Origin of the sequence: Sediminihabitans luteus (genome assembly GCF_002797595.1) — a bacterium.
GTDB classification, from domain to species: domain Bacteria; phylum Actinomycetota; class Actinomycetes; order Actinomycetales; family Cellulomonadaceae; genus Paraoerskovia; species Paraoerskovia lutea.
Genome location: NZ_PGFE01000004.1, coordinates 319,557 through 333,956 on the forward strand (window position 1 = coordinate 319,557; position 14,400 = coordinate 333,956).

Genomic DNA, 14,400 nt, shown 5'->3' on the forward strand with positions numbered 1-14,400 from the left:
GCATCCGCCGCACCTTGTGAAAGACTTCACAAGGTAAGCACCGGACAGGGAACACCGGACGAGGGAGACACGATGACCACCCAGGGGACCCCGAGCGGGACGGGCGCGAACGCCACGACCGCCGAGATCGACGGGCTCGTAGCCAACGGGCTCAAGGCGCTCGACGCGTACGCGGGCTACACGCAGGAGCAGATCGACCACATCGTGACCAAGGCGTCCATCGCGGCGCTGCACGAGCACGGGTCGCTCGCGCTCCAGGCGGTCGCCGAGACCGGCCGCGGGGTCTTCGAGGACAAGGCCACCAAGAACATCTTCGCGTGCGAGCACGTGCCGAACTCGATGGCGAACCTCAAGACTGTCGGGGTCATCGGGCGCGACGAGATCAACGGCATCGTCGAGATCGCCGAGCCCGTCGGCGTCGTCGCCGGCATCACGCCCGTGACCAACCCGACCTCGACCGCCATCTTCAAGGCGCTCATCGCGCTCAAGACGCGCAACCCGATCATCTTCGCGTTCCACCCCTCGGCGCAGCAGTGCTCGATCGCCGCGGCCCGCGTCGTGCGCGACGCCGCGATCGCGGCCGGCGCGCCCGTCGACTGCATCCAGTGGGTCGAGCACCCGTCGATCGAGGCGACCGGCGCGCTCATGAACCACGACGGCGTCGCGCTCATCCTCGCCACCGGCGGCAACGCGATGGTCCGCGCCGCGTACTCCGCGGGCAAGCCCGCGCTCGGCGTCGGCGCGGGCAACGTCCCCGCCTGGGTCGAGCGGACCGCCGACGTCGGCCGTGCGGTGCACGACCTCGTGATCTCCAAGTCGTTCGACAACGGCATGGTCTGCGCGTCCGAGCAGGCAGCGATCATCGACGACGAGATCTACGACGAGGCCATGGCCGGGCTCGAGCGCCTGCACGCCTACCGCGCCACCCCCGCCGAGAAGGCCATGCTCGAGCGCTTCGTGTTCGGCGTCGAGGCGGACGGCACGAGCTGCGCCGGCGCAAAGCTCAACGCGAAGGTCGTGGGGCAGAGCCCCGCGTGGATCGCCGAGCAGGCCGGGTTCTCGGTGCCCGAGGAGACCTCGGTGATCCTCGCCGAGATCGGCTCGGTCGGCCCGCAGGAGCCGCTGTCGCGCGAGAAGCTCGCGCCCGTGCTCGCGGTGCTGCGCTCGACCTCGCGCGAGGAGGGCATCCGCCTCGCCGAGCAGATGGTCGAGTTCGACGGCCTCGGCCACTCCGCCGCGATCCACACGTCCGACGAGGCGCTCGTCGAGGAGTTCGGCCGTCGCGTCAAGGCCGTGCGCGTGCTGTGGAACCAGCCCTCGGCGCTCGGCGGCATCGGCGACATCTACAACGCGCTCATCCCGTCCCTGACGCTCGGCTGCGGCTCGTACGGCCGCAACTCGGTGTCCAACAACGTCTCGGCGGTCAACCTCGTGAACGTCAAGCGCGTCGCCCGCCGCAACAACAACATGCAGTGGTTCAAGGTCCCGGGCAAGACGTACTTCGAGCCCAACGCGATCCGGTACCTCTCCCAGATGCCCGACGTCCACAAGGTCACGATCGTCACGGACTCCGTGATGACGCAGATCGGCGTCGTCGACACCGTGCTCGGGCAGCTCAACGCGCGCTCCGAGGCCGTGTCGGTGCAGATCATCGACGACGTCGAGCCCGAGCCGACGGTCGCGACCGTGACCAAGGGCGCGGAGGCCATGCGGCACTTCCAGCCCGACACCATCGTCGCCGTCGGCGGCGGGTCGCCCATGGACGCCGCGAAGGTCATGTGGCTGCTCTACGAGCACCCCGAGATCGACTTTGCCGACACGCGCGAGAAGTTCTTCGACGTGCGCAAGCGCGCGTTCAAGTTCCCGCCGCTCGGCGAGCTCGCCAAGCTCGTGTGCATCCCGACGTCGTCCGGCACGGGCTCCGAGGTCACGCCGTTCGCCGTGATCTCCGACCCGACCACGGGCTTCAAGTACCCGCTCGCGGACTACGCGCTCACGCCGTCGGTCGCGATCGTCGACCCCGTGCTCACCTCCACGATGCCGGCCAAGCTCGCCGCGGACTCCGGCTTCGACGCGCTCACGCACGCGACCGAGGCGTTCGTCTCGGTCTACGCCAACGACTTCACCGACGGGCTGTGCCTGCAGGCGATCAAGATGGTCTTCGAGCACATCGAGACGTCGGTGACCGTGGGCGGCGACGCGACCGTGGCGCGCGAGAAGATGCACAACGCGGCGTCCATCGCCGGCATGGCGTTCGCCAACGCGATGCTCGGCATGGTGCACGCCATGGCGCACACCGTGGGCTCGACCTACCACCTCGTGCACGGCCGGACGAACGCCGTCCTGCTCCCGCACGTGATCCGGTACAACGGCCAGGTGCCCGCCAAGGCGACCGCGTGGCCCAAGGCCGACCGGTACGTCGCGCCCGAGCGCTTCCAGCAGATCGCCCAGCACCTCGGGCTCCCGGCGGCGACGCCCGACGAGGCCGTCGAGTCCTACGCCTCGGCGGTCGAGGAGCTGCGCACGAAGGTCGGGATCGAGCGCCGGTTCAAGGACCAGGGCGTCGACGAGACCTCGTTTAAGAGCTCGCTCGACATGCTCGCGCTGCGCTCCTTCGAGGACCAGTGCGCGCCTGCCAACCCGAGGATCCCCCTGATCGAGGACATCAAGGACATCCTCGTGGCCGCCTACGACGGCACGTCGCGCGAGGAGGTCCGCGACGCCCGGCGCGCCGCGGCGCGTGCCGTCGACACCGAGGCCGTGACCACGGCCTGAACAGGACGCCCCGCCGGCCCGGCCCCTGCGGGCCCGGCGGGGAAGCGCGGGACTGGCTCCCCCTCGGTAGAGCCGCCCGCGCCCGCCCGGCGCCGCGTGCCCCCTCGCGCGGCGCCGGGCCTCTGGCGCACCCACCCACGGCCCGCTGCGGCGGCCGTGGGTGGCGCACGCCATGATGGTGCCGTGAGCGAGAAGACCCCAGCCCCGGAGCAGGCCGCGTCGTCCGACGGGACCAACACGGCGTCGTCCAGCACAGCGTCGTCAGACGGGACCAGCACCGCGTCGTCCGACGTGACGACGGCCGCCGACCTCGACGAGCAGCAGGCCCTCGAGCGGTGGACGGCGCTGCGCGACCTCGTCGAGGCCGACCAGCGCGCCTACTACGAGGACGACAGCCCGCGCTCCTCGGACGCCGAGTACGACGCGCGCATGCGCGAGCTCGAAGCCCTCGAGGCCGCGCACCCCGGGCTGCGGAACCCGGAGTCGCCCACGCAGCGCGTGGGCGGGCGGGCCGCGGCGGGCTTCGCGACCGTCGAGCACCGTGAGCGCATGCTCTCGCTCGACAACGCGTTCTCCTCGCAGGACCTCGCGGCGTGGGCCGTGCGCGTGCACCGTGACCTCGCGCTCGCGGACGACGCGCGCGTCGACTACCTGTGCGAGGTCAAGATCGACGGCCTCGCGATCGCGCTCACGTACGAGCGTGGCCGCCTGGTGCGCGGCGTGACCCGCGGCGACGGACGCACGGGCGAGGACGTCACGGCGAACGTGCGCACCATCGCGTCGATCCCGCACGAGCTCGCGGGAGACCCGGCCGACCACCCCCACCTGATCGAGATCCGCGGCGAGGTGTTCCTCGGCGTCGAGGACTTCGCGGCCCTCAACGCCTCGCTCGTCGCGGCGGGCCAGGCGCCCTACGCGAACCCCCGCAACACCGCGGCGGGCTCGCTGCGGCAGAAGGATCCCACGGTCACCGCGAGCCGCAACCTGCAGATGTACGCGCACGGGGTCGGGGCGCTGCAGTGGGACGAGGGCGAGCACACCGAGCTCGACCGGCAGTCGGCCGCGTACGCGCTGTTCGAGACGTGGGGCGTGCCCGTCTCGCCGCACAACCGGGTCGTCCAGGGGCTCGACGGCGTCGAGGAGATGATCGAGCACTTCCGCGAGCACCGGCACGACATCGAGCACGAGCTCGACGGGATCGTGGTCAAGGTCGACGAGCTCGTGCACCAGCGGCGGCTCGGCGCCACGAGCCGTGCGCCCCGCTGGGCGATCGCGTTCAAGTACCCGCCCGAGGAGGTCAACACCCGGCTCCTGGCGATCCAGGTCGGGGTCGGTCGCACGGGCCGGGCCACGCCGTACGCCGTCATGGAGCCCGTTGTCGTCGCCGGCAGCACCGTGCGGCAGGCGACGCTGCACAACCAGGACGTCGTGCGCGCCAAGGGCGTGCGCATCGGCGACGTCGTCGTGCTGCGCAAGGCGGGCGACGTGATCCCCGAGATCCTCGGGCCGGTCGCGGCGCTCGCGGACGACGGGTACCCGCGCGAGGACTTCGTGATGCCCGCCGACTGCCCTGAGTGCGGCACGCCGCTGCGGCCCATGAAGGAGGCCGACGTCGACCTGCGCTGCCCCAACGCCGAGTCGTGCCCCGCGCAGGTGCGCGGCCGCGTCGAGCACATCGGCTCCCGCGGCGGCCTCGACGTCGAGGCGCTCGGCGAGGTCACGGCCGCCGCGCTCACGCAGCCGTTCGAGCCGGCCGAGGCACCGCTACGGACCGAGGCCGGGCTGTTCGACCTGACGATCGAGCAGCTCGTGCCGATCCGTGTCGTGGTCCGCGACGCCGAGACGGGCATCCCCAAGGAGTTCGACGGCGTCGGCGAGGCGGGCGAGGTCACGCTCGCGGACGGGTCGACCATGACCGCGAAGGTCGCCCGACCGTTCCAGCGCGTGGTCGCCAAGACGTACCCGCCTGGCTTCGAGGACGCGAGCCCGGCCGAGCGGCGTGCGGCGGGCGTGCGCAAGGACTTCCCGGTCTACGGGCCCTCGAGCGCGGCGCAGACCCTCCTGGACGAGCTCGAGAAGGCCAAGGGCAAGGACCTCTGGCGGGTCCTGGTGAGCCTCAACGTCCGGCACGTCGGCCCGGTCGCGGCGCGGGCGCTCGCGGGCTGGTTCGGCTCGGTCGACGCGATCCGGGCGGCGACGCGCGACGAGCTCGCGGCCGTCGAGGGCGTCGGCCCGACCATCGCGGACCAGGTGATCGCGTGGTTCGAGGTCGAGTGGCACCGCGAGATCGTGGACCGCTGGGCGGCCGCAGGGGTGCGCATGGCGCAGGAGTCCGACGACTCGACGCCCCGCACGCTCGACGGGCTGACGATCGTCGTGACCGGCTCGCTCGAGGGGTTCACGCGTGACGGCGCGAAGGAGGCGATCCTCGCGCGCGGCGGCAAGGCCTCGGGGTCGGTGTCGAAGAAGACGGACTACGTGGTGGTGGGCGAGAACGCCGGCTCGAAGGAGACGAAGGCGCGAGAGCTCGGGCTGACGATCCTCGACGAGGCCGGCTTCGCCGAGCTCCTCGCGTCGGGTCCGGCGGCCCAAGAGGGCCCGGCGGACGACGCCGAATGACGGCCGGGCGGTGGCGTCAGCGCGCCGCCCAGAGCAGGCCGCGCTCGACGACGGTCCGCACCTCGGGGACCGTGAGGTCCTGCACCGAGTGCCCCATGGTGCACGCGAAGATCTTCCCGAGCCCCCACCGGCGGGTCCAGATGGCGGGGGAGACCACGGGCTCGGCCCACGGGACGTCGTCGCCCGCGGCGACGGCCGTGGTCGCGAGCACGTCGTTCATGGTGTCGGTGAGCACCCAGTACTGCTCGGAGTCGAGCTCGATGCGGTCGATGCCGGCGACGACGGGGTGGTCGGCGCGCGCGGGCAGCACGTCGACGGTGTGGGGCACCGCGTCACGCGGGTGCGCGGCGAACTGCGCGCCGACCATCTGCAGGTAGTCGGTCGCCATCCGGAACGAGTCGAGCAGGCCTCCGTGCCAGCCGGCGAACCCGGTGCCCGCGGCGACCGCCGCGCGCAGGCCGCGCAGCTCGTCGGCGAGGATCTCGCCCATGGTCCAGCACTGCACGATCAGGTCGTTCCGGCCCAGGTCCGGGTCGGTGTAGACCTCGAGCGAGGACTCGACGACGACGTCGAAGCCGTGGGCCTCGAGGTGCGGGACGAACAGGTCGGTGACCTCCACGGGGGAGTGTCCGTCCCATCCGCCGCGGACGACGAGCGCCCGGCGACCGTGCGTGGTCATGCGTCCTCCTGGAGGGTGCGTTCGACGAGGGCGTCGACCGATGCGGCCGACAGGAGCTGGTCGATGACCATGACGCCGGCCCCGAGGACGCCGGCACGGGCCCCGGTCGTCGCGGTCATGATGCGCAGGTGCTGCGTGGCCAGCGGCAGCGAGCGCTGGTAGACGGTCTCGCGGATCCCGGCGATGAGGTGCTCGCCCGCCTCGGCCAGCACGCCGCCGATCACGATCCGTGCGGGGTTGAGCAGGCTCACGCTCGCGGCGAGCACGGCGCCGATGTCCCGGCCGGCCTGGCGCACCGCCTGGGTCGCGGGCACGTCGCCCGCGCGGACGAGGGCGACGACGTCCGCGCTCGTGCCGACCTGCGTGCCGAGCGTGCGCAGCGCTGCGGCGAGCGCGTGCCCGCCGGCGACGGCCTCGAGGCACCCGGTGTTGCCGCAGCGGCACGGGATGTCGGTCGCGTGGGGCACGGCGACGTGCCCGAGGTCGCCGGCGGCGCCCTGGGCGCCGCGGCGCAGCGCGCCGTCCATGATGATCCCTGCGCCGATCCCGGTCGCGACCTTGACGAACAGCAGGTCGCGCTCGGCGGGGTAGGAGATGCGGTGCTCGCCGAGCGCCATGATGTTGACGTCGTTGTCGACGAGCACCTGCGCCCCGAGCCGCCCCTCGAGCGCGTGGGGCACGTCGACGCCGTCCCAGCCGGGCATGATCGGCGGGTTCACGGGCCGCCCGTTCGCGTGGTCGACGGGTCCGGGCAGGCCGACGCCGACGCCGGCGAGGTCGGCGAGCGGCCGGCCTGCCGACGCGACGAGCTTCTCGCCGTTCTCCGCGACCCAGTCGAGCACGCGGTCGGGGCCGTCGGCGATCGCGAGGGGCGCGTCGAGCTCGGCGAGGACGGTCGAGGCGAGGTCGGTGACGGCGAGCCGGGCGTGGGTCGCGCCGAGGTCGACGCCGAGGATCACGCGGGCGTCGGGGTTGAACGCGTAGGTCGACGGCGGCCGGCCTCCGGTCGAGGTCGCCTCTCCTGCGGGGGCGATGAGTCCGGTCGCCACGAGCGAGTCGAGCCGGGCGGCGACGGTCGAGCGCGAGTGGCCCGTGACCTGCACGAGCGCGGTGCGGGTGCGGGGAGCGCCGTCGCGCATCAGCTGGAACATCTCGCCGGCGCCCGTGGGTCGGGGCGCGAACTTGAGCAGCTCCTCCATGAGCACAGTGAACCACGCCTTCTCTCGACATACCGGGCTCTTCTGCTACCCGAGTCGAAGTAACACTGAGGTAACGATGCAAAAGTACCGCACCTTTTGATTGACGGAAGTCATAAGTCGCTCTACGTTCGTCACATGGTCACCGTCGACCCGCGCCAGAACAGGAGCCAGCACTGATGGCCACCACCAAGGCATCCGCGACGCCGCTGCTGCAGATGCGCGGCATCGTCAAGACGTTCCCCGGCGCACGCGCCCTCGACGGCGTCGACCTCGTCGTCCGCGCGGGAGAGGTGCACTGCCTCCTCGGCCAGAACGGGGCGGGCAAGTCCACCCTCATCAAGGTGCTCGCCGGAGCGCACCAGCCCGACGAGGGCGAGATCCTCGTCGACGGGGAGCCCGTGACCATCGCCCACCCGGTCGCCGCGCTCGAGCACGGCATCGCGACGATGTACCAGGAGCTCGACGTCGTCGACGGACTCTCGGTCGCCGAGAACGTCTTCCTCGGGCACGAGGTCACGAACGCCGGGTTCACCCGGCGCCGCGAGATCGCCCGGCGCACGCGCGCCCTGCTCGAGCGCCTCGGCCACGGCGAGATCCCGCCGCACCGCGAGGTCGGCCGGCTCTCGGCCGCGGGCAAGCAGATCGTCTCGATGGCTCGCGCCCTCTCGCGCGACGCCCGGGTCATCGTCATGGACGAGCCGTCCGCGGTGCTCGACTCGGGCGAGGTCGAGAACCTCTTCCGGGTCGTGCGCCAGCTCACCGCGTCCGGCGTCGCGATCGTGTACATCTCGCACCGCCTCGACGAGATCCGCCAGATCGGCGACCGCATCACGGTGCTCAAGGACGGCGCCACGGTCGCGACCGACCTCGCCGTGGGCGACACGCCGACGCCCGCGCTCATCGAGCTCATGACCGGCCGCGCGGTCGAGAGCACATTCCCCGCCCGGCCCGGGGTGGCGGACGACGCACCCGTGCTCCTGTCCGTCCGTGACCTCGCCCTCGCGGGCGTCTTCTCCGACGTCTCGTTCGAGGTGCGCGCGGGCGAGATCGTCGGGCTCGCGGGCCTCGTCGGCGCCGGCCGGTCCGAGATCCTCGAGACGGTCTACGGGGCGCGCCGCGCGACGTCCGGCAGCGTGCAGGTCGAGGGACGACGCATCGCGCCCGGGTCGGTCCCCGCGGCGGTCCGGGCCGGCCTCGGCCTGTGCCCCGAGGAGCGCAAGTCCCAGGGCCTCGTGCTCGACGAACCCGTGTACCGCAACGTCACGCTCCCGTCCTTCGCCCGCTTCGCACGCGCCGGGATGCTCGACGAGGCCGCCGAGCGGGCGGCCGCCGACGAGCAGGAGGTCGCGCTCGACGTCCGCCCCGCAGGGACCGGGCGAGCGGCACGCACGCTCTCGGGCGGCAACCAGCAGAAGGTCCTGCTCGGACGCTGGCTCGTCCAAGGATGCCGCGTGCTGCTGCTCGACGAGCCCACGCGGGGCGTCGACGTCGGGGCGCGGGCCGAGATCTACGCCCTGGTCCGGCGCCTCGCCGACGCGGGCGACGCCGTCGTCGTCGTGTCGTCCGAGATCGAGGAGGTGCTCGGGCTCGCCGACCGCGTGCTCGTCGTCTCCGACGGGCGGGTCGTGCACCAGGGGCCGGCCGACCAGATCGACGAGCACGGCGTGCTCGACCTCGTCATGGAAGGAAGTGTCGCGTGAGCCAGCAGAACCCGACCGCCGAGGCGGTCGCCGAGCCAGACCGGCCCCCGGGCCGCGGCGACGGCGCGACGCGCGCGCGGCGTCCGGCGCTCCTGTCCGGCGCCGTGGGGCGCAACCTCGGGCTGGTCCTCGCCCTCGCCGCGCTGTGCGTCGTGGGCGTCGTGACCGCGGGGGACCGGTTCGCGAGCTTCGACAACGTCATGACGATCCTGCGGCTCGCCGCCGTCGTCGGCGTGCTCAGCATCGGCATGACCTTCGTGATCACCGCGGGCGGCATCGACCTGTCGGTCGGCTCCGTCATGGGCCTCGCGACCGTCTGGGCCAGCACGCTCGCGACCCAGACCATGGCCGAGGACTACCACTGGTCGATCGTGGTCCTCACGGCGCTCGCGGTCGGCACGGCCGCCGGCCTCGTCAACGGGGTGCTCATCGCCTACGGGAACGTGGTCGCGTTCATGGCGACCCTCGCCATGATGGTCGCCGCCCGCGGGCTCGCGGAGATCATCTCGGGCCGCCAGACCCAGATCGTCAAGGTCGACGGGTTCCTCGACGCGTTCCGCGGGGACCTCCTGGGCATCCCGGTGCTCGTGTGGATGTTCTTCGTCGTCGCGGTGCTCGGCTGGATCCTGCTGAACCGGACGACGTTCGGCCGCCGCACGATCGCGGTGGGCGGCAACCCCGAGGCGTCGCGCCTCGCCGGGATCAAGGTCCGGCGCCACCTCATGTACCTCTACGGCCTCGCCGGGCTCACGGCCGGCATCGCGGCGGTCATGATGCTCGCCCGCACGACCGCGGGCAGCTCGACCCACGGACAGCTCTACGAGCTCGACGCGATCGCCGCGGTCGTCGTGGGGGGCACGCTGCTCGCCGGCGGACGCGGCACGATCGTCGGCACCGTCCTCGGGGTCCTGATCTTCATGACCCTGACCAACGTCTTCACCCAGAACAACATGTCCATCTCGGCGCAGGCCGTGACCAAGGGCGTGATCATCGTCGTCGCCGTGCTCCTGCAGCAGCGGTTCGCGCGCCGGTCGTCCACCTGACGCACCCACCACCCCCACCCCCCCCGCAGAAAGACGTCAAAGGAGATCTCATGTCTGCACGCACCTCACGCCGCCTCGTGACGCTCACGGTCGCGGCCTCGGCCGCCGCGCTGCTCGTGGCCGGCTGCACCTCGAACACCGAGGACACCTCGGACGACTCCTCGGCCGACGCCCCGGCCGCCGCCGAGGGCGCCGGCAGCTCCGAGAACGACGAGACGGGAGAGACCGTCGTCATCGGCTTCTCCGCCCCGGCCGCCGACCACGGCTGGATGGGCGCGATCACCAAGGCCGCCGTGGCCGAGGCCGACCGGTTCGACGACGTCGAGCTCCGGCAGGCCGAGGCGACCAACGACGTCAGCCTCCAGATCAGCCAGATCGAGACGTTCATCAATGACGGGGTCGACGCGATCGTGCTCCTGCCGTTCGACGGCGCCGCCCTGACCGAGGTCGCGACCAAGGCCATGGAGGCCGGCATCCCCGTGATCAACGTCGACCGCGAGTTCTCGAGCCCGTTCGCGGCCCGCAGCACCGTGCTCGGCGACAACTACGGCATGGGCGTCAGCGCCGGGACGTACATCTGCGAGCAGCTCGGCGACACGCCGGACGCCGTCGTCGCCGAGATCGCCGGCATCGACTCCCTCCCGCTCACCCAGGACCGCAGCCAGGGCTTCGCCGACGCGCTCGGCGACTGCGGCCTCGACGTCGACAACCGCGTCGCCGCCGACTTCACCGTCCAGGGCGGCGAGCAGGCCACGTCCAACCTGCTCCAGTCGGCACCCCAGATCGACGCGATCTGGAACCACGACGACGACCAGGGCGTCGGCGTGCTCGCTGCGATCGAGAACGCCGGCCGCGACGAGTTCTTCATGGTCGGCGGTGCCGGCTCCAAGGACGTCATGGAGCACATCCAGTCCGGCGACTCCGTGCTCCAGGCCACCGTCATCTACCCCTCGACGCAGGCGGCCGACGCGATCGAGCTCGCGCGCCTCGTGGTGCAGAACAAGTCGATGGGCGACCTCGTCTCGGTCGGCGTGCCGCGCACCGTCCAGCTGTTCGCCCCGGTCGTGACCGCCGACAACGTCGAGCAGTACCTGCCGACCGCGTTCGAGTCCTGACACGCCCGACGCCGGAGGGCGCGACGTCACGCACCCTCCGGCGTCCGGCAGGTGGCCCCAGGCCACCGACGACACAGGAAGGACGGTCCACATGGGCCAGCAGGAACCCGCGCGCCTCGGCGTCGCGATGGTCGGTCACTCGTTCATGGGCGCCGCGCACTCCCACGCGTGGCGCACGGCCCCCCGCTTCTTCGACCTGCCGCTCACCCCGGCGCGCGCCGTGCTCGTGGGACGCGACGCCGGACGCACGCGCGAGGCGGCGTCCCGCCTGGGCTGGGACGAGTCCTCGACCGACTGGCGCACGGCCCTCGAGCGCCCCGACGTCGACCTCGTCGACATCTGCACCCCGGGGGACTCGCACGCCGAGATCGCGCTCGCGGCGCTCGCGGCCGGCAAGCACGTGCTGTGCGAGAAGCCGCTCGCCAACTCCGTCGCCGAGGCCGAGGCCATGACGCTCGCGGCGGACGACGCCGCCCGGCGCGGCGTGCTCGCGATGGTCGGCTTCACCTACCGCCGGGTCCCGGCGGTCCAGCTCGCGCGGCAGCTCGTCGCCGAGGGCCGGGTCGGCGAGGTGCGGCACGTGCGCGTGCAGTACCTGCAGGACTGGCTCGTGGACCCCGAGGCCCCGCTCACCTGGCGCCTGGACCGCGGGCGCGCCGGGTCGGGGGCGCTCGGCGACATCGCCGCGCACGCCGTCGACCTCGCGCAGTTCGTGACCGGCGAGCTCGTGACGGGCGTCTCGGGCGTGCTCGAGACCTTCGTGCGCGAGCGTCCTGTCGCGACCGGCGGGGCCGGGCTCACGGGCGTGGCGGGCGAGGGCAGGGGACCGGTCACGGTCGACGACGCCGCGGCGTTCGTCGCCCGGCTCTCGGGCGGTGGTCTCGGGGTCTTCGAGGCGACGCGCTTCGCGCTCGGGCGCAAGAACGCGATCCGCCTCGAGGTCAACGGCTCGCGGGGCTCGCTCGCGTTCGACTTCGAGGACATGAACGTCCTGCACTTCTACGACGGCACGGACCCGGTGGCGATCGCCGGGTTCCGGCGGATCGTGGTCACCGAGGCCGAGCACGCCTTCGTCGCGGCCTGGTGGCCCCCGGGCCACGGGCTCGGCTACGAGCACGCCTTCACGCACCAGGTCGTCGACCTCGTCGGGTCGATCGCCGCGGGCGAGCAGCCACGACCGTCGTTCCGCGACGGTCTGGTGGTCCAGCGGGTGCTCGACGCGGTCGAGCGCAGCGCCGAGAAGGGCGCCTGGCTCGACGTCTGAACTCCACCACGACGCAACCCCCGGGAAGGGAACGACATGACACGCACGATCTCGCTGTTCACGGGCCAGTGGGCCGATCTGCCGCTCGAGGAGGTCGCGGCGCTCGCGGCCGGGTGGGGCTTCGACGGCCTCGAGCTTGCGTGCTGGGGCGACCACCTGGACGTCTCCCGCTGGGACGACGCGGAGTACGTCCAGGGCCGCAAGGACCTCATGGCCAGGCACGGACTGGAGATCGTGGCGATCTCCAACCACCTGACGGGGCAGGCGGTGTGCGACGACCCGATCGACCGCCGCCACCAGGAGATCCTGGCACCCGCGGTCTGGGGCGACGGCGACCCGGAGGGCGTGCGGCGGCGCGCGGCCGAGGCGATCAAGGACACGGCGCGCATGGCCGCGAAGCTCGGCGTCCGCACCGTCGTCGGGTTCACGGGCTCGTCGATCTGGAAGACCGTCGCGATGTTCCCGCCGGTGCCGCAGGACATGGTCGACGCCGGCTACCAGGACTTCGCCGACCGGTGGAACCCGATCCTCGACGTCTTCGAGGAGGTCGGCGTCCGGTTCGCGCTCGAGGTGCACCCGAGCGAGATCGCGTACGACTACTGGACGGCCCGACGCACCTTGGAGGCCATCGGCCACCGTCCGTCGTTCGGCCTCAACTGGGACCCGAGCCACATGGTCTGGCAGGACGTCGACCCGGTCGGGTTCCTCTGGGACTTCCAGGACCGCATCTTCCACGTGCACTGCAAGGACACCCGCAGGAGGCTCGACGGACGCAGCGGACGCCTCGGCTCGCACCTGGCCTGGGCGGATCCCCGCCGCGGCTGGGACTTCATCTCGACGGGCCGCGGTGACGTCCCGTGGCAGGACGCGTTCCGCATGCTCAACGCGATCGGCTACGACGGGCCCCTGTCCGTCGAGTGGGAGGACGCCGGCATGGACCGGCTCCAGGGTGCGCCCGAGGGACTCGCGTTCGTGCGTGCTCAGGCGTTCGACGCCCCGGGCGCGGCGTTCGACGCCGCGTTCTCGTCGGGCGCGGACTGAGCACCGGGGAGGTCGAGGTCGGCGACCATGACCACGTCCTCGTGGGCCTGCCCGCCCACGAGGTACGTCCTCGGGCCCGCGAGGACGAACCCGTGCCGGCGGTAGAACGCCTGCGCACGAAGGTTCTGGCCGTTCGTGCCGAGCCACACCGACGACGTGCGGAACCGGTCCGCGGCGGTGGCGAGCGACTCGTGCAGGAGCACGCGCGCGAGCCCGGATCCCTGCTCGTCGGGGTGGACGTAGATCTTGGAGAGCTCGACGGTGGTCCCGGCACCTACGAGCTGCGCGACGTCCGCGGACGCCGCCACGCCCCGCAGCACGAGCGTGTAGCCGAGGACCGCCGGCGACCCGGCCCGTGACGCGACCAGCACGAGCGAGTCCGTGTCGTGGAGCCACGCGACGAAGCGTGACGGCGGGAGCTCGGTCGCGACATGGCGCGCGATGGCCTCCGGGTCCGTCCCGGGCGGGCACGCGAGCGGGAAGGTGAGAGCGGCGAGCGCAGCGAGCTCGTCGACGTCACCGTCGACCGCCGGGCGGACGACGACCTGGGCAGGGTCGGAAGGGCGGGGAACGGGGGGCATCCTCCGACGATAGGACGCGCGGCGGGCCGCGGCGAGGGAGTCGGTGCGGGACGTGTGCGCGGTCACGTCGGGGGGATTTGGTGTCGTGGGCTGGCGGCATGTAATGTTCTGGATGTCAGCCCGACAGGGAGGCACGGACACCGCGAAGGACTTCGGTTCGGATACGGGTGGCCGGTCCCGTGGGTGTGACCACCCCCTCATGGTTCTTCTTCTGCTGGGATTTCTGCGCTTTGGTGCGGGTTCTGGTGGGTTGAGCTGGGCCCGGTTGGGTTGTGATCCTTCTGGGGTCGTGAGGGTGGGGCTGGACTTGGGTGACTGGGTCTGGTAAGTTGGAGAAGTTGCCCCGGGTTCGGGTCGCTGAGGTTCGGCGGTTCGGGACGGTGC

Annotated in this window: 10 protein-coding genes; 7 read left to right on the plus strand and 3 right to left on the minus strand. The window is 72.2% G+C overall.

Translation table 11 applies throughout. From position 1 onward, the window contains the following. Nucleotides 1-72: 72 nt before the first annotated feature. Both adhE and ligA read left to right on the plus strand, forming a co-directional pair. Nucleotides 73-2,775, plus strand: coding sequence for a bifunctional acetaldehyde-CoA/alcohol dehydrogenase (gene adhE, locus CLV28_RS12855; protein WP_100423712.1), 2,703 nt, complete (start codon nucleotides 73-75; stop codon nucleotides 2,773-2,775). A gap of 183 nt (nucleotides 2,776-2,958) precedes the next feature. Then, nucleotides 2,959-5,394 carry an NAD-dependent DNA ligase LigA gene (gene ligA, locus CLV28_RS12860; RefSeq protein ID WP_100423713.1) on the plus strand — a complete coding sequence of 812 codons (2,436 nt, stop codon included), beginning with the start codon at nucleotides 2,959-2,961 and terminating at the stop codon, nucleotides 5,392-5,394. A gap of 16 nt (nucleotides 5,395-5,410) precedes the next feature. On the opposite strand, the gene CLV28_RS12865 is transcribed toward ligA, so the two are convergent. Both CLV28_RS12865 and CLV28_RS12870 read right to left on the minus strand, forming a co-directional pair. Continuing rightward, nucleotides 5,411-6,073 (minus strand): ThuA domain-containing protein, encoded by a 663-nt coding sequence (locus CLV28_RS12865; protein ID WP_100423714.1) that lies wholly within the window; start codon nucleotides 6,071-6,073, stop codon nucleotides 5,411-5,413. Continuing rightward, the gene (locus tag CLV28_RS12870; protein ID WP_100423715.1) at nucleotides 6,070-7,272 is read right to left on the minus strand and encodes an ROK family protein; all 1,203 of its coding nucleotides are present in this window, start codon (nucleotides 7,270-7,272) and stop codon (nucleotides 6,070-6,072) included. The genes CLV28_RS12865 and CLV28_RS12870 overlap by 4 nt, the downstream gene beginning before the upstream one ends. Before the next feature lie 176 nt (nucleotides 7,273-7,448). On the opposite strand from CLV28_RS12870, the gene CLV28_RS12875 reads away from it, so the two are divergent. The 5 genes from CLV28_RS12875 to CLV28_RS12895 all read left to right on the plus strand — a co-directional run bounded on the left by CLV28_RS12875 (nucleotide 7,449) and on the right by CLV28_RS12895 (nucleotide 13,435). Continuing rightward, nucleotides 7,449-8,972, plus strand: coding sequence for a sugar ABC transporter ATP-binding protein (locus CLV28_RS12875; protein WP_203968252.1), 1,524 nt, complete (start codon nucleotides 7,449-7,451; stop codon nucleotides 8,970-8,972). Further along, complete coding sequence (locus tag CLV28_RS12880; RefSeq protein ID WP_100423716.1) at nucleotides 8,969-10,015, plus strand: ABC transporter permease; 1,047 nt, start codon at nucleotides 8,969-8,971, stop codon at nucleotides 10,013-10,015. Before CLV28_RS12875 ends, CLV28_RS12880 begins: the two co-directional genes overlap by 4 nt. Before the next feature lie 50 nt (nucleotides 10,016-10,065). Next, nucleotides 10,066-11,130, plus strand: a complete 1,065-nt coding sequence (locus tag CLV28_RS12885) for a substrate-binding domain-containing protein (protein WP_100423717.1) — start codon at nucleotides 10,066-10,068, stop codon at nucleotides 11,128-11,130. A gap of 91 nt (nucleotides 11,131-11,221) precedes the next feature. Further along, a complete protein-coding gene (locus CLV28_RS12890) occupies nucleotides 11,222-12,394 on the plus strand; it encodes a Gfo/Idh/MocA family protein (RefSeq protein ID WP_239073328.1) in 1,173 nt (390 codons plus the stop codon). A 36-nt stretch (nucleotides 12,395-12,430) separates the two neighbouring features. Beyond that, a complete protein-coding gene (locus CLV28_RS12895; RefSeq protein WP_100423718.1) occupies nucleotides 12,431-13,435 on the plus strand; it encodes a sugar phosphate isomerase/epimerase family protein in 1,005 nt (334 codons plus the stop codon). Here the strand turns inward: CLV28_RS12895 and CLV28_RS12900 are convergent. After that, on the minus strand, nucleotides 13,375-14,016 hold the full coding sequence (locus tag CLV28_RS12900; RefSeq protein WP_100423719.1) for a GNAT family N-acetyltransferase: 642 nt from the start codon (nucleotides 14,014-14,016) through the stop codon (nucleotides 13,375-13,377). The genes CLV28_RS12895 and CLV28_RS12900 overlap by 61 nt on opposite strands. Between the last annotated feature and the right edge of the window lie 384 nt (nucleotides 14,017-14,400).

Coding starts and splice junctions, on each gene's coding strand:
- CLV28_RS12875 (WP_203968252.1), top strand. CDS start 7,449: ATGGCCACCACCAAGGCATCCGCGACGCCGCTGCTGCAGATGCGCGGC.
- CLV28_RS12900 (WP_100423719.1), bottom strand. CDS start 14,016: ATGCCCCCCGTTCCCCGCCCTTCCGACCCTGCCCAGGTCGTCGTCCGC.
- CLV28_RS12895 (WP_100423718.1), top strand. CDS start 12,431: ATGACACGCACGATCTCGCTGTTCACGGGCCAGTGGGCCGATCTGCCG.
- CLV28_RS12885 (WP_100423717.1), top strand. CDS start 10,066: ATGTCTGCACGCACCTCACGCCGCCTCGTGACGCTCACGGTCGCGGCC.
- adhE (WP_100423712.1), top strand. CDS start 73: ATGACCACCCAGGGGACCCCGAGCGGGACGGGCGCGAACGCCACGACC.
- CLV28_RS12890 (WP_239073328.1), top strand. CDS start 11,222: ATGGGCCAGCAGGAACCCGCGCGCCTCGGCGTCGCGATGGTCGGTCAC.
- CLV28_RS12870 (WP_100423715.1), bottom strand. CDS start 7,272: ATGGAGGAGCTGCTCAAGTTCGCGCCCCGACCCACGGGCGCCGGCGAG.
- CLV28_RS12865 (WP_100423714.1), bottom strand. CDS start 6,073: ATGACCACGCACGGTCGCCGGGCGCTCGTCGTCCGCGGCGGATGGGAC.